The sequence below is a fragment of the Niabella drilacis genome, assembly GCF_900101395.1.
Lineage (GTDB): Bacteria > Bacteroidota > Bacteroidia > Chitinophagales > Chitinophagaceae > Niabella > Niabella drilacis.
In genome coordinates this window covers 247,553-264,173 of the sequence record NZ_FMZO01000002.1, presented here as the reverse complement: position 1 = coordinate 264,173, position 16,621 = coordinate 247,553, and the positions used below count along the sequence as shown (strand labels likewise).

10 protein-coding genes are annotated in these 16,621 nt (G+C 48.5%); 5 read left to right on the top strand and 5 right to left on the bottom strand.

The features are described from left to right. Nucleotides 1-170: 170 nt before the first annotated feature. The 5 genes from BLS44_RS04450 to BLS44_RS04430 are packed head-to-tail and all read left to right on the top strand — an operon-like array spanning nt 171 to nt 9,112. Nucleotides 171-3,629: a TonB-dependent receptor gene (locus BLS44_RS04450; protein ID WP_090389164.1), complete on the top strand. Its 3,459-nt coding sequence runs from the start codon at nt 171-173 to the stop codon at nt 3,627-3,629. Between the two features lie 14 nt (nt 3,630-3,643). Then, the gene (locus BLS44_RS04445) at nt 3,644-5,551 is read left to right on the top strand and encodes a RagB/SusD family nutrient uptake outer membrane protein (RefSeq protein WP_090388841.1); all 1,908 of its coding nucleotides are present in this window, start codon (nt 3,644-3,646) and stop codon (nt 5,549-5,551) included. A 42-nt stretch (nt 5,552-5,593) separates the two neighbouring features. Beyond that, the gene (locus BLS44_RS04440; protein WP_090388840.1) at nt 5,594-6,835 is read left to right on the top strand and encodes a DUF4959 domain-containing protein; all 1,242 of its coding nucleotides are present in this window, start codon (nt 5,594-5,596) and stop codon (nt 6,833-6,835) included. Nucleotides 6,836-6,880: 45 nt separating this feature from the next. Then, on the top strand, nt 6,881-7,633 hold the full coding sequence (locus BLS44_RS04435; RefSeq protein WP_090388839.1) for a DUF4998 domain-containing protein: 753 nt from the start codon (nt 6,881-6,883) through the stop codon (nt 7,631-7,633). Between the two features lie 54 nt (nt 7,634-7,687). Then, nucleotides 7,688-9,112 (top strand): alpha-L-fucosidase, encoded by a 1,425-nt coding sequence (locus BLS44_RS04430; protein ID WP_090388838.1) that lies wholly within the window; start codon nt 7,688-7,690, stop codon nt 9,110-9,112. Between the two features lie 194 nt (nt 9,113-9,306). On the opposite strand, the gene BLS44_RS04425 is transcribed toward BLS44_RS04430, so the two are convergent. The 5 genes from BLS44_RS04425 to BLS44_RS04405 form a co-directional block, all read right to left on the bottom strand. Further along, nucleotides 9,307-11,448 carry a M3 family metallopeptidase gene (locus BLS44_RS04425; RefSeq protein WP_090389163.1) on the bottom strand — a complete coding sequence of 714 codons (2,142 nt, stop codon included), beginning with the start codon at nt 11,446-11,448 and terminating at the stop codon, nt 9,307-9,309. A 90-nt stretch (nt 11,449-11,538) separates the two neighbouring features. Continuing rightward, a complete protein-coding gene (locus tag BLS44_RS04420; protein WP_176954314.1) occupies nt 11,539-12,630 on the bottom strand; it encodes a hybrid sensor histidine kinase/response regulator in 1,092 nt (363 codons plus the stop codon). Between the two features lie 12 nt (nt 12,631-12,642). Continuing rightward, nucleotides 12,643-14,781 carry a sensor histidine kinase gene (locus BLS44_RS04415; protein WP_090388836.1) on the bottom strand — a complete coding sequence of 713 codons (2,139 nt, stop codon included), beginning with the start codon at nt 14,779-14,781 and terminating at the stop codon, nt 12,643-12,645. Nucleotides 14,782-14,785: 4 nt separating this feature from the next. Then, complete coding sequence (locus BLS44_RS04410) at nt 14,786-15,340, bottom strand: hypothetical protein (protein WP_245729098.1); 555 nt, start codon at nt 15,338-15,340, stop codon at nt 14,786-14,788. 143 nt (nt 15,341-15,483) lie between these two features. Further along, nucleotides 15,484-16,605 carry a ThiF family adenylyltransferase gene (locus BLS44_RS04405; RefSeq protein ID WP_090388834.1) on the bottom strand — a complete coding sequence of 374 codons (1,122 nt, stop codon included), beginning with the start codon at nt 16,603-16,605 and terminating at the stop codon, nt 15,484-15,486. Between the last annotated feature and the right edge of the window lie 16 nt (nt 16,606-16,621).

Genomic DNA, 16,621 nt, shown 5'->3' with positions numbered 1-16,621 from the left:
ATTGCTATTTTTTTATTTTTTAACGCTCAAATCAGAACAAAGGTATGGTATTAAAATCGTACGGCCAGATGTGCAGCTGCTCCTGCAGTTCTTTTGCGAATGAAGCAAAACGCCTGTTGCCGGAAAAGGAATCAACTCAAAAAATCTCAATTAAACAACTGTTGCGTGTTATGAAATTAACAACGATCCTACTGCTGTTTACGTGCCTGGCTGCGAGCGCTACGGGTTTTTCACAAATAACCCTTTCGGAAAAAAACGTGTCCCTGTCCAATGTACTGAAGCAGATCCAGCGGCAAAGCGGCTATGATGTTTTGTATAACTACGAGCTGACACAACAAGTGGGTGCCGTAACCGTGAACGTAAAGAATGTTTCTTTAAAAGAGGCATTGGCAGCCTGCCTGAACGGGAAAGGCCTCGATTATAAAATTGTTGGCAAAACCATTGTAGTTTCAAAAAGCGATAAAATTCCGGATGTTGCGCCCGCGGTAAAACCCGTGAGCAAAGAACCGGCCCCGCCGCCACGCATTGATGTAGTGGGTACCGTAAAGGATTCGGCAGGGAGCCCGCTTGCCGGGGCTACTGTAGCGCTGAGAGGAACGAATATCGCCACCAAAACCGATGCCAATGGTAACTATTCCCTGGCTGTTCCTGACGAAGGAGGTACACTTGAAATATCTTATACGGGGTATAACACCGTAACCATCCCGGTCAGCAAATCAGGCGTTATTGACGCTGTTTTAAGCCTGGCTGATACCAGGGCAGAAGAGATCGTGATCACTGCATACGGTGAAAAGAAGATGCGTGAGGCTGTTACCGGGTCGGTTACTACCGTTAACCCCGACAACCTGCGCATCCCTTCCAGCAATCTAACCACTTCCCTCGCCGGGCAAGTTGCCGGCATCATCGCCTACCAGCCGGGCGGACAGCCAGGATACGACAATGCGCAATTTTTCATACGCGGCGTAACTACCTTTGGCTATTCCAGCAGCCCGCTGATCATTATCGATAACCTGGAGTCCAGCACCAATGACCTGGCGCGCCTGCAGGTGAATGATATCGAATCCTTTTCTATATTGAAAGATGCAGGGGCTACCGCCCTGTATGGATCCCGCGGCGCCAATGGCGTGGTCCTGGTAATGACCAAAAGAGGAAAGATCGGAACCCCTGTAGTAAGCGGCCAGTTTGATAACTCCATGTCGCAGCCTACCAAAAACCTTCAGCTTGCAGACCCCATTACTTTTATGAAGATGTATAATGAGGCTTCTGTAACCCGCGATCCCTATGCCGGGGAACGGTATACCGCAGACAAGATCTATTTTACCCAGCAAACCATTGATAAAGCGCCCGGGTATAACCCTTATGTTTACCCGGTAAACGACTGGGCAGACCTCCTGTTTAAAAAGTATACCAATAACCAGCGGGCCAATATCAATATCCGGGGCGGCAGTAACCTCGCAAAATATTTTGTATCGGGTTCGTACAATGTAGATAACGGGATCCTTAAAGTGGACCCTGTAAACAACTTTAACAACAATGTGAAGCTAAAGAGTTACCAGCTGCGGTCAAACATTGATATGAACCTCACCAAATCAACGGTTTTGTCCGTATTGCTGGGCGGTATCTTTGACCAGTACAACGGTCCTATAACCAGCGATCCAAGCGGAGCTTCCGATCTGTGGAATGTGGTGATGCATACGGACCCCATTGCATTTCCTGCTTATTTTTTACCGGATCAGGCTAACATATACACAAAGCATATCCTGTTTGGCAATACCAACGGGGGGCTTTCCGTTAACCCTTATGCGAACCTGATGAGGGGATACTCCCAGTTTTACCGTTCTACCATTAACGCGCAGCTTAATATTGCGCAGGATCTGAGGATGCTGTTGCCGGGGCTAAAATTTTCGGGAATGATATCCACAACCCGGTTTTCTAACTACAGTATCAACAGGACCTATAATCCCTTTTACTATGCCGTGCAAAACTACGATGCGGTTAAAGACCAGTACAGCTTATTGTGGCTGAACAATGTTACGGATGGCAGCAAGCCAACGGAATACCTGGATTTCAGCAGGTCTCCCAATATCGTCACCTCACAGGTGTATATGCAGGGGGTGCTGAGTTACGACAAGACCTTTGCCATTGATCATAATATCAGCGCAAAAGTAATCGGTGCCCGCCAGGAAAGGGTTTTGAGCACTTCTGCCAACGGAGCTTTCGACGGGTCTTTACAGGGTACGCTCCCCTACAGGAACCTGAACTACTCCGGTAGTGTCACTTATACGTATGCAAAAAGATATATCACCGATTTCAGCTTTGGATACAATGGTTCGGAGCGCTTTTCGGAAGAAAAACGATTTGGCTTTTTTCCAACGGTTGGTGCTGCCTGGGTACTTTCCCGTGAAAAGTTCTGGCAGGAATCTTTCCTGGCTGATGTGATCAACTCCTTTAAGCTACGCGGCTCTTATGGCTTTGCCGGTAACGATAATATTTCGGGCAACCGGTTCTTCTATCTTTCCAATGTTGACCTGACGGGTGGCAACGGAGCCTCCTTTGGCGTTACCAATGGTTATACCCGGCCCGGGGTTGCCATATCCAACTATCCCAACCCGCTTGTGAGCTGGGAGCGGTCCAACCAGCTAAGCCTGGGCGCGGAATTAACGATCCTGAAGGATCTGAAAACCGTTATCGAGGTTTACAAACAAAAACGCGATAATATTTACCAGACAAGACTTCCGATCGCATCCATGGGTTTGGAAACAGGTATCGGAGCCAATCTCGGGAAGGCCGAATCCAGGGGGCTGGATCTTTCCCTGGATTACAGTACCATGGTAGCCAAGGATATTATGATCGCCGGCAGGGCCAACCTTACAGCAACACAGTCAAAATATATATTTAACGAAGAGCCCGATTATCCGGGAGAGCCCTGGCGTCGCAAAACGGGGGCCCTCATTAACCAGCGGTACGGCTATATTGCTGAGCGATTGTTTGTGGATGACCAGGAGGTAGCCAATTCCCCCTCCCAGTTTGCAGGAACCATGGGCGGCGACATCAAGTATCGTGATGTGAACGGCGATGGGCAAATAACAACAGCCGATATGGTGCCGATCGGCGATCCCACAACACCCCAGGTCACTTACGGTTTTGGCTTAAGCAGCAGGATCAAACAGTTTGATATCGCCTTCTTTTTCCAGGGGAATGCCAAGACAAGTCTCTTTATAAACCCCGGCGCCGTTAGCCCGTTTATGGGAGGAGGAGCGCCGGCCAGCACCACGCTCCTGTTAGAAGCTTTTGCCGATGATCACTGGTCAGAGTCGGACAGGAACCTGTATGCCTTATATCCCCGCTTTGGAACCTCCTCCAATCAAATCACCAACAACCTGCAAACCAGTACCTGGTGGATGCGTAATGGTTCATTCTTAAGATTAAAAAGTGTAGAAGCCGGATACTCCTTACCGGGTAACCTGTTACAAAGGCTCCGGATCAAAAGTTGCAGGCTGTATGCCAGCGGCATGAATTTATTCACGATCAGCGGGTTTAAGCTGTGGGATGTGGAACAGGGAGGTAACGGCTTTGCCTACCCCATTCAGAAAGTATTAAATATTGGTGCACAAATAAGTATAAACTAATTTATAGTCAGTGTATGAAAAAATATATTATCGCCTGCCTGGTGATCTCTATAGCAGCCTCCTGCAAAAAGTACCTGGATATTATACCAGACAACGTGGCTACGATCGAATATGCATTCAGGAACAGAAATGAAACGGAAAACTATTTATTCTCCTGTTACCAGCGCATGCAGAACCTGCAGGCGCCGGAAAATAACCCGGGATGGACGAGCTCAGGAGAACTGATCATGCGGAACAATCTTACCGGGATCAACTTCGGAAGTGAATACAACGTAAATGGCTTCTGGGTGCTGTACGGCAACTTATCGCCCTATGGCACAGCTGCCAATACCAATATCCAAAACGATTTTTCTGGTATTTACGTGGCCATAAGAAGATGCAATACGTTCCTGGAAAACGTAAATATTGCGCCGGACCTAGGGCTGGATGAAAAAACCCGGTGGATCTCCGAGGTCAAAACCCTTAAGGCCTTTTATTATTACTGGCTGGTAAGAAAATACGGACCCGTTCCTTTAGTAAAAGTAAATCAGCCTATATACACGCCAACAGAAGAAGCACGTGTGCCCAGGGCACCAAGCGACTCGGTATTCGCGTATATCTACTCGTTAATAGATGAAGCACTTCCCGGTTTGCCACCCGCTGTTTACGATGTTTCGACCGAATACGGCCGGTTTACCCAGGTAATGGCCGCCACGCTTAAAGCAAAGGCAGCCGTATTGCAGGCAAGTCCTTTATTTAACGGGGATAACGATTTTAAAACGCTGGCCAATAAAGATGGCACCCGGCTTTTCCCCCAGGAGTACGACGCATCCAAATGGAGCGCTGCGGCCGAAGCCTGCCGCAAGGCGCTCGATATCTGCGAAGACCAGGGAGCCACACTGTATAAATATGTAAAGCCTACCAACAATACGAATTATATCCCTGATTCGATCATGCGATTGCTTTCCATCCAGGGGCCCGTTAATTTCGACCGGTCCGTTAATGCCATCATCCCGGAAGTGATCTGGCCGGGGAACGTTATCAACAGGCATCAGCGCTATTTTGCTTCCCTGGCTTCAACAAGCGCCACCCGGAGTGTTGATGGGGATGCGGTAGTGGCTGTTCCCTTAAATATGGCTGAGCTGTTTTATACCAATAACGGTGTTCCTATTGATGAAGACGAGACCTACGATTATGCAGGCCGGTACACTACCGCAACTGCCGGTGCAGATCATAAATACTATATCAGCGCCAGTGGCCCCACTGCCAGGCTTCATTTTAACAGGGAACCCCGGTTCTATGCCGACCTGGCTTTTGACCGCGGTATCTGGTATGGAATGGGCGTAGAGAACGCTGCCAATGCCAGTGGCCTCAATTATGCAAAGGGATACCCGGGCCTGGTGTCCAGCTACACCGGTTACTGGCCCAAAAAACTGGTCAATTATAAAACCACTTTTAACGGAAACTCACTCACAGAAGTAGCCTATTATCCTCCCGTTATCCGTTTGGCAGACCTGCAGTTATTGTATGCGGAAGCATTGAATGAGGCCCAGGGCCCCAATGCCGAAGCATACCGCTATATTGATTCGGTGCGGTTCAGAGCCGGCCTGCAGGGCGTTGTGCAGTCATGGGCCACCTACTCCTCCAACGCGGCAAAACCTTTTTCAAAAGACGGGCTGAGAAGTATTATACACCAGGAGCGAAGAATTGAGCTCTGCTTTGAGGGAGAGATTGGATGGGACCTGAAACGGTGGAAAGAATACCTTTCCGTGAATGCGCTCCCATACCAGGGCTGGAATTACCGGGGCACGACCACTGCATCCGATTTTTACAGACTAACCAATCTCTTCTCACCCAATATAACGGAGAAGAACTATTTCTGGCCATTTGACGAAACGGTTATTTTAAACAACCCGCTCATTGTGCAAAATCTATACTGGTAATCACACTGTCCGAAAAAAATCTGGTTTAAAAATTACAAAAGAATGAAAAAGATATTCAATATAATATGGATTATGTTAACGGTGGCTTTTTTGCCGGTAGCCTGCACCAAGCCCGTTAGCTATAACGAGATCGTAGCTGCGGACAAAACCCCTCCCGGCCCCGTATCGGATGTACAGGTGCAAAATGATGCCGGCACCGCTACCCTTACCTATACCCTCCCCCACTCCAATAATATTTTGTATGTAGAAGCTACCTACGAAATACGGCCCGGTGTTAAGCGGCAATCCGTTTCCAGTTATTACTCCAACAAAATAGTGGTGGATGGTTTTTCCAAGGATGCCGATTATAAGGTAGAACTGGTTACCGTAAGCAGGGCCAATGTACGTTCTGAGCCTGTAAGCGCCACCGTAAGCCCCACCAGGCCTCCTTATTTGCTGGTAAAAGAGGACATGATGATCCGGAGCACTTTTGGCGGGGTTAACGTGGTGCTGAATAACCAGAACCGGTCTAACGTGGGTATTGCTATTTTAAAATATGATTCCGCCTACCAGGTAATGAAGCCCGTTACCCAACATTTTGGCAAAGACTCGTTGCTTTCGACCACGGTGCGCGGATACGATTCCCTTAACTATTACTGGGGTTTTGTAACGATGGATCAGTTCGGCAACCACTCGGACACCATTTATCAATGGATAAAACCCATATTTGAGATACAATTACCGAAATATCCTACCATGCAGTCCTATGCTTTAACTACAGATGCCAATCCCGCCTGGCCGGTAGTTAACCTGGTAAACAATACGTTTGCCAATAATAATGATGCGGCCAACTGCTGGCGTGGTACGGGCGCTCCTGCATTCCCCGTTTCCTGCACCATTGACCTGGGAGGTAAGAGAACCCTAAGCCGGTACCTGTTATATACCAGGAACGGAGCTTCAAATCAATTTGCCTGGACCAACCAAAACCCGATGGAATGGACGATCTGGGGCTGCAGCGATGTAGTACCACAGGATGTGCCGTTGCCATTGGGTGCTGAAAAAGGTACCGTTACAGGTAACTGGGTGTGCCTGGGGCGGTTCCTTCACCCTCCCAAGCCTTCAGGACAGGCCACAGGAGTTACGGCAGCAGACGTAGCATTCCTCAATGCAGGCTTCCCATTCGATTTTGACCTTGATATTCCTGATGTCCGGTATATCCGCTTCTCCTGCGAACAAAATTTTGACGGAACAATGGGAGAATGTCTTTTTAACGAGCTGATATTCTTCGGGCAGGTTGTAAAATAAAAGCAGGAGCATACATTCTTAACAATACTATTAAAAGAAAATAAAATGAGAGGTAAATATATATTGCTGGGCACAGTAATGATCATGGCTGTTATCTATGCCTGTAATAAACCTACGGAATACAGGAAATACCTGGGTAATGATGAGATCAATTACCCGGGGGCGCCCCAGAACGTGGTCATTCAGCCGCAATATCACCAGGTCACCTTCAGGTTTAACCCCAGCCCCGATCCCCGGGTTACGGAATACGTGGTTTACTGGAACAATAAAGCCGATTCCTTACGGTTTCCGGCAACATCCAATGACCCCGGGTCATTTATAAAACTGACCATTCCCAATATCCCGGATTATATGGTAAATAATTTCACCATCCAGTCCGTTTACAGCAACGGTACTTATTCCAAAGCCATTTATTTAAGCAACGTGCGCAGTATCGGCGATGTATACCTGGCAGGGCTCAATAACAGGCCCGTAACGGGCGTTGCAGCTGCTGCCAAGGTTTCCAATAAGATACCGATGGACTCGGTTTACCTGGCCTTTAAAGGAATTGTTGATACGGTAAATGTAAAGACCGAGATCTACTGGACCGACCTGTCGGGCAATGCCCGCATCACTGAGATTGACAACAGGAATGCAAAAATGCTCCTGCCCGGTTTCAAAATCAATACATGGGTATATTATCTTTCTTTTTATAAACCCAACAGGTATACTGATGAAATGTATACCCCCGTACGCGGTAAGGACTCATTAAAAATTGTACAGGCCGCAAACGGAAGCCTTTCGATTGCCCTGCAATAATGAAGCCCGGGGCAATATTGATCCATTGAAATCGTTTATAAAGAACCCTTGCAGATGAAGTATAGAAACCTTGCCGTGTTTGCCGTTATCCTTTTTTTATTTGTAAAAGCGGCAGCCCAAACAACAACACCGGAAACGCCCGAAGCCCGGGAAAAGCGGATGCAATGGTGGACGGACGCCCGGTTTGGTATATTTTTACACTGGGGACTCTATTCCGAAGCCGGAGGCGACTGGAAGGGGAAGCCGTACCGGGGCAATGAGCATTTTATGCTGTACGAAAAAATCCCCTGGAGAGAATACGGCTCCGTACTGGGCAGCCGCTTTGACCCGCAAAAATTTGATGCAGACGCCTGGGTGCGCATGGCCAGGGATGCGGGTATGAAGTACGTGGTCATTACGGCCAAACACCATGATGGTTTTGCCATGTACAACTCCCCTTCAAGCGATTATAATATTGTAAAGCAAACCCCTTTTGCCAGAGATCCGCTCAAAGATATTGCCGCGGCCTGCCGGAAGTACGATCTGAAGTTTTGCGTATACTATTCGCTTGGCAGGGACTGGCAGGATCCTGATGTACCCACCAACTGGCCGGTAAAAGGCGGCAGGAGCAATACCTGGGATTATCCTGATGAAGCGGCCAAAGTATTAAGCCGCTATATTGAACGGAAGGTAAAGCCACAGCTGCGGGAATTACTGACACAGTATGGCGACATAGGGATCGTCTGGTTTGATACGTATGAGCTGGTTACTCCCAGGCAAAGTGAAGAACTAAAAAAGCTGGTACTGTCCATTCAGCCACATTGTATCGTAAACAACAGGATCGGGGGCGGCTTTGGCGATTATGCAGTAATGGAGCAGGAGATCGGTAATACCATCCGTACCCGGCCCTGGGAGTCCTGTATTACCATGAGCGGTATGTGGGGCTATAACAGGTATGATTCTGTATGGAAAAGCCCCGAGCTGCTCGTGCGCCAGCTAACAGAGATCGTGAGCAAGGGAGGCAATTATTTGCTGAATGTAGGCCCCAAAGGCGATGGCAGCTTTCCGGACCATGCGATCAAAAGGTTATCCGTATTAGGAAAATGGATGCGGATAAACGGCGAAGCTATTTATGGGACGAAGCCGTGGAAAACAGCAGGCGAAATCCCGGATACCATTACTTTCACCGGGCCTACAGCCGCCGGCAGTTCCATGCAGGATGTGCTGAACGACGCCACATCGAAACGCATATTTCCCGAAATACGGTTTACCGCAAAAAAAGATATCGTCTATATCTTTGCCAATAGCATTACCGGGAAAAAAATGGCTGTAAAAGCCCTGGGAAAGATATCGGGGCAAAAAATAAGCGCAGTTTCATTACTGGGCTCGGGTAAAAAAATAAAATGGAACCAAAAAGCAGAAGCATTGGTCCTGCCTTTGCCGGGGCTAAAAAATGAAGCGGTTAATGTACGCGTGTTCAAAGTGGTCTTAAAGAGTTAATACAGTCCCGAAACAAGCGCTTTTACCACCTGTAAAAGAGGCGTTATCAAAAGTGATCCTGATAACGCCTCTTTTTACTTTATGCCCATTCAACATGCACTTTATAAAGGAAACGCTGTAAGCGACGCCGGCATTACACACGCGCATAATGGGAAGCAAAATGTTCGCCGAAAGACCCGCCGGGATCTCTGCGGCTATTTCCCCGGAACCAACCCCCTGTTTTCCAGCAAGGGAGTAATACTGGGATCTTTGCCCCGGAATGCCTTATACATCGCAGCCAGGTCTTCAGAATTCCCTTTGGAAAGCACCATATCACGGAACCGTTGCCCGTTCTCTCTTTTTAAGCCGCCGTTCTCTTTAAACCAGGCATAGGCATCATGATCCAGCATCTCGGCCCAGCTGTAGGCGTAGTAGCCCGCAGAATAGCCGTTGGCCCAGATATGCAAAAAGTAAGAGGAGCGGTAACGTGGCGGAACATACGAAACATAGATCCCGTTTTTCCGGAGGGCTTCCTGCTCAAAGCGGTCCACATCAGTAACCGCGCTATCCCCGGAAGAAAGCAGGTGCCATTGCATATCCAGCTTTGCAGCGGCCAGCAGCTCGGTCATGGCATACCCCTGGTTAAAGGTTGCAGCGCTCCTGATCTTATCGACCAGGGCCTGCGGAATCGTTTCGCCGGTCTTATAGTTCCGGGCGTAGTTCTTTAACACCGTTGAATCCAGTGCCCAGTGTTCGTTGAATTGCGAAGGCATTTCCACGAAATCCCGGGATACGCTTGTTCCGGAAAGGGAGGGATATGTTTGACTTGCAAACAGGCCGTGCAGGGCGTGACCAAACTCATGGAACATGGTTGTAACATCATCAAAACTCAATAAAGCCGGCTGTCCCTGAACCGGTTTGGCAAAGTTGCATACGTTCACGATCACCGGCTTTGTATGAAAGAGCCTGGACTGGGTTACAAAATTATCCATCCAGGCCCCGCCATTCTTATTATCGCGTTTGAAGTAATCGCAGTAAAACAGGGCCATGGGGGTACCATCCTTGTCAAACACCTCGTACACTTTTACATCCTCCTGGTATACCGGCAGGTCTTTCCTTTCTTTAAAAGTAATGCCGTACAACTGTGTAGCGGCATAGAATACGCCGTTCTTCAAAACGCTGTCCAGCACAAAATAGGGTTTTACCGCTGACTCGTCCAGGTCATATTTTGCTTTCCGTACTTTTTCGGAGTAAAAATCCCAATCATACGGAGCCAGTGCAGCCGTATCTTTTTCCCCCGTCTTTACGGCCTTGATATCTTCCGCCTCAGCAGCAGCCTTCGCCAGCGCCACCGGGATCAGCCTGCTTAAAAATGCGTTCACGGCCTCGGGTGTCTTGGCCATCTGGTCCTGCAATTTCCACGCAGCATAGTCGGGGAAGCCCAGTATCCGGGCTTTTTCCTTCCTTATGGCTGCTATTCGCAGGATATTTTTACGGGTGTCATTGGAATCCCCTTTTTCGGCCCTTGTCCAGGACGCTTCAAACAGCCGTTGCCGGGTTGCCCGGTTGCTGAGGGATTGAAGCGCGGGTTGCTGGGTAGTATTGATCAATGCTATCTGGTATTTGCCTTCCTGGTTATTACGCTTTGCGGCCTCACCGGCGGCCTGGATCTCCGCATCCGGCAACCCGGCCAGCTCTTCCCGGCTATCCACCACCAAGGCACCCGCTTTTGCTGCTGCCAGTAACTGGTTGCTGAACTTTGTGCTTAAGGTAGCTTCTTCCTCATTCAGCTTCTTCAGCTGTGTTTTACCGGAATCAGGAAGAGCAGCCCCGTTCATTACAAACTTTTGATGATAGTATTCCACCAGCCGTTTGGATTCCGGGTCAAGCGGCAGCTTGTTCAGCTGTTTGTAGATAGCAGCTACCTTTTCGTATAACCGGGCATTCATAAAAACAGAGTCCGAGTGCGCGGAAAGCCGGGGAGCCATGGCTTCCTGGATCTGCTGGAGATGATCGTTGGTATTAGCGCTGGTGAGCGCATTAAAAGCCGCATTGGTCCGATCCAGCAGCCGCCCGGACCGCTCCAGGGCCACCAGGGTATTCTCAAAGGTCGGGGCCGCGGGGTTATTAACAATGCTGTCCACCTCCTCCATCTCCTGCCGCATCCCCATTTCAAAAGCGGGCTCAAAATCGCTCTCTTTTATTTTATCAAAAGGAATGGTCTGGTATGGAAGTGTACTCTCTTCCAACAGCGGGTTTCCGCCGTTTGCAGTGTCTGTTTTGTCGGGTGCTTTGCCGGGCATATTACAGGAGATCAGGATTAAAAGGATAAAAAGTACGATGGAGTGCTGCTTCATAAAATTCATTTAAAACAAAAATGCTGTTTAAAAATAATGCTTATATGCACCTCCAAAATTAAGCATCCCCCGCTCAAAAATCAGGATCATTTACCCGTTATTTTCCGGGTTATTGGGAACATGGACTTCAAACCGGGATCCCTCTCCCCTGATGGAGTGCACCGTTACCGTGCCATTCAGCTTTTCCAGGGCCTCCTGCAGGATGTATAGCCCCAGCCCCAAACCGCCGGGCTGTGCTCCTTTAAAGAAGGGATCAAAGATCCTTGCCTGCTCTGCCGCTTCCATGCCAACGCCATTGTCTGCTACAATAATACGGGCGTCCTCACTGCCTGCGGTGATCCGGATCTCCACTTTTTTATCCGGCTCTTCCGGGCGCTGGCATTTGATCGCGTTCGAGAGCAGGTTGGCGATCACTATTTCGATCCGGAATTTATCACCGTAAAACTCCCCGGCTTCATCTACCTCTACCTTAAAATTGATATTTTTGGTGCCGTTGGAGGTCCGGTAAAGGTCAATGAGGGAACGCACCAGGGCTTCAAAATGGATCTGCTCCTGCGCTGCTTTAAAGCGGGCCGTTTTGTAAAACTGAACGGTCTGGGAAATATAGTAATCCAGCTTCTGAACACAGGCATCCATCAGTTTCCAGTATCCACCGGATTCTTCGGTCCGGCCTTCCATTTTTACCAGGTCCAGGATACCCATTGCGGAAGCGATGGGCGCCCGCAGTTCGTGCGAAAGACTGTAAACAAACCGGTTTAGTCCGTCGTTAGCCTTTTGCAGCTCAATGATCTTCTCGCTGAGATCCCGGTTTGCTTTGTAGTGGTCATAAGCATTGAGCACGCTGTTGTGCAGTTCCAGCTCATCCCAGGGCTTGGTAATATACCGGTAGATATCGCCTTTGTTTACCGCTTCTGCCAGTACTTCAACATCGGTATATCCGGTAAGCAGTACCCTTGGGATATGGGGATACCGCTCTTTTGTCATTTTAAAAAATTCGACCCCCGTTATCTCAGGCATCCGCTGATCAGATATCAGCACATGAATCTCCTCCCGATCCAGTATCTCCAGTGCGGCCGCTACGGAAATGGCCGTAAAGATCCGGTACCGGGTACGAAAACCGGCTTTAAAGGAGTTGAGGTTCTGCTGCTCATCATCTACATAAAGTACGTTAATTTCGGGCATCAATGCTGTATTTTAGCGAACGGGTAAACTGATTACAAAGGTAGTGCCTCTTCCGGTTTCTGTGAATACCTGAATAGAGCCATTGTGTTTTTCGATAATGCCCTGAACAATGGATAAGCCCAACCCCGTTCCCTCTCCTACATCCTTGGTCGTAAAGAATGGGTCAAAGATCTTGTTCCGGACCTCCTCCGGCATCCCCTTTCCGTTATCCCCAATGCTCACTTTTACGGTATCATCCTGCTCCCAGGTCTTTATGGTTAACAACCCCTGCTGCCCGTCCTCGAGGATGCGTTCCTGTATGGCCTGAACCGCGTTGGTAACAATATTCATGATCACCTGGTTGATCTTTCCCGGTTCACATTCGATCCTGGGCAGGGTCCCCAGCTCCTTGATCAGCTGAAAATTTTGCGGAAATGTATTTTTGACCAGCAGCAGGGTTGAATCAATGCCCTCGTTGATATCGACCCGCTTCCAGTTGGCTTCGTCAACCCTTGCAAAGCTCTTCAGCCCCTTTACAATTTCGGAAGTACGGTTTGCCCCTTCCCTGATGCCGGAAAGAAGGATCGCGATCTCTTCATACACATACTCCAGGTCGATCTCCTTTTTATACTTTTCTATATCGGCCAGCTGTGGCGGCAGGTCCTTTGCCAGGTCCAGCGTTTCGTACTTATGGATCACCTGCTGCAGATCCGTTACATCTGCTTCCAGGGGCCGGATGTTGGAGGTTACAAAATTGATGGGGTTGTTGATCTCATGGGCGATGCCCGCAGTAAGCTGACCCAGTGAGGCCATCTTTTCATTTTCAACCAGCTTGGCCTGCGTATGCTGTATCTGGTTCATGGCTTCCTTGAGTTCTTCGTTGGTGTGCTGTAATTCTTCCGTACGGTTCCTTACTTCGTTTTCGAGGATGATGTTCTGCTCTTTTATCAATTGCTCATTTTCCCTCGAAACCCTCAAGGCCTCCTTGCGGGCCAGTTCCTCCTCGCGGCGATAGGTATTGATCTTATCTGCCAGGGCCAGGGAAAGCAACATGGCCTCTGCTGCCGATCCGACCTGCAGGGCATAATAGGTAAAATCGTTATAAGGAAGTAAACCGGCATTCCTCAATACGAAAATAATAACGCTGCACAAAAAAACCGTCCACGCCAGCAACAGGAATTTTGCAACCCTTATTTTCCGGTAGCTCAGGTTACTCAGCATAACCAATACGTAGGCAGATCCTGCTGCTGCAACAAATTGCACCACCACCTGGGCCTCCTGCCTGAATTTTAAAATACAGAGTACAAAAGCTACGCAATAGGCCAGTTCAATGATCAGCATACGCCGGTTGAGCTTTGCCGACAATTGTTTAAGACTCAGAAAATGCCGGATAAATTCCGCCGCGGCAATACCATTGAGGAACGGGATCAGCACATTGGCATACCCGTTCAAACCCGGGAAGCCGGGCCACAAAAACCGGAAGGCATATCCCTGGAGCATGGCCTGGCTTAATCCAACAAAAAGCACATAGAGAATATAATAAAAATAGCTTTTATCATTGGTGGAAAAAAGCAGGAAAAAGTTATACAGGAACATGGCCATGATCAACCCGGTGTACAAGCCAAAAACAAGGTCTTTTAATGCAAGCCCTTCCTGGATGGATTTAATAGTACCCACTTCTATGGGCACCAGTATCTGCTCAGACGCATACAGTTTAATATAAACGGTCTGTTCGCTGCCCGTTTCCATGGTAAGATTAAACAGGTAGTTCTGGTTCTTATTGACCCGGCTGCCGAACGGCTCCTTTTCGGAAATCAGGACCGAGTCCACCAACGTTCCATCTCCTTTTACGGCATAAAACACCACTTCATCCAGGGTGGGATGGCTGAGCGCGACCAATAAACGGGAAAAAGCTGTATTGTTGCGTACCCTGATCCTTAACCAGAACACGGAGTGGCTTATAAAGAAATTGGGAACCTGCCCTTTATAGGACCGGAAAGGCTGCCTGGTTACGGCCGGGAAGCTATACTGGCCTTTCTGATCCTCCAGGTATTCGATCTGTGCATGCGTAGCCAGGTACGTTTTCTTGCTGTCATCAACGCTGGTCAGCTGCTGCCCCTGGGCACGGATCAAAAAAAGCGAGAAAAGGAATATAGTTATCAGCTTATACATCACATTAGCCGGTTATGTCCAGTTGATAGTCGATCATCAGCTGCCCTTTGGGACCATCTTCCGGCGCCCGCTGTACCGGGCGCTCAACGATGCTAAGGATCCGGTTCCGCTCTTTTTCATCGGCCTTTGAAAGAACAGGGCAATCGTTGATGGCCATAGCCGTAGCGATAAAGTCATCTTTTGGATAAAAGAAGTTACCATTGTTGCCCAGGGAGGTCTCAATTTCTGCACCCATTCTTTTACCCATTCTTACGGTAATGGGAGCCGCCAGAAAGAGAACTTTTGTAGATTTCAGCATACAGGCTACCGCCACGCCTGCCCGGCTCATAAAGAAGCTTCCGATACCCCAACCGACAACTTCCGTCGAATTCCATAACCCGCAAATTTCTGAAACGCCGGGCTGGCCGGCCATTGTATGTACAGAGGGATCATACTTGCTGATAGCAGTTTCGATGGGCAGCTGCAATTTCCCATCAGCCATTTGCACCCTTGCGCCGCCATATACCTTGGTCCTTTCCTTGTCTTCCGCAACGATCACAAATGTATTATCATGATACATCCAGTCCTGATTACTTGAAGTAATTGCAACAATACCAAAATGTAATTCAAGCAGCCGACGATGACCTTCAATAAAATTCAAACACGTGCCAGGGTCTGTAGTAGCTCTAAACGCTCTTATTACAATTTCCAATGGTCAGTTTCTTAATTGATTAAATCATTAAAATCTATGTAATACCTGCCGGAACTGTGTATCTCTGATAACAGGATCCTTCTGCAGGTATCCGTAACCATGGCTCCCCCCAAAACAACGGAGGACGCAAGTTGTGGCCACGCATTGATTGTTTTGTTCATTTCTCCAAGCGACCTTTTCATCCGGTCGGAGATTTTTGAAAGATCAAATATCTTGCCCAGAATGATAATTTTTTCCTCATTTGTCAATCCTTTTAGTTTTTCTGTATTCATGCCTTCATCAATACTCCCATGAAATATTGCCCGGTCCGGCTCCAGGTCAAACCGCTCGATATCCAGCATCCCCCTGTCATTGGTGTCCATTACTACCGGAACGCCCAGTTCCCGGGCCTTTAACCTGCTGGAGATCTTTACATCAATCCCATCACATTCTTCTACAAGGATATCAATTTTCCCGTTTTCTAAGAAGAACGCGTCTAAATTTTGTGCGGTGATCCCTTCCTCAAAACATAATACCTCCAGGAAGGGGTCCAGCTCCGCGATCCTGCGCGCAGCCAAAACGGCCTTGTTGAGCCCGATATCCTGCACACCCACGTTCAGCCGGTTCATATTGCTCAGTTCAATCGTATCAAAATCGGCCAGGTGCAGCGCCCCGCAAACCCGCTCCATGGCCAGGGTAATGGCAATAGACTGTCCTACAGACAGCCCGATAACTCCAATCTTTTTTGACCGGAGGAGCTCCCGTTCCTCCGGGGTGATCTTGTAGGTATTCCTGCTTGTCCTCAGGGCCACAAACTCCTCCTCATCCAGCAGGTGCACCAGTCTCTTCGACCAGGGGTAGTACACCCAAACCCCGTATTCCTCCTGCCTGCGGTTGCCCAGCAGCTCGTTTACGAACGGCTGCAGGTCATCGCCGGGCTTTAGTTTCGTAAGATAACAAATCTTCACATATTCACGAAGCTGGCTTAAAATTTGATCATAAATAACCAGGTCCTTTACCGTTTCCTGCAGTTTCAGGAACAATTGTTTATCATCATCATTATATATTCTAAAAAATAAGGGCTTATAGACGTGCCCGGGATCCGACAACGCCTGCAACAACGCTGATTCCTTAGCAGTTGCGTTTTTTTCCATAAATATTAAGTAATTT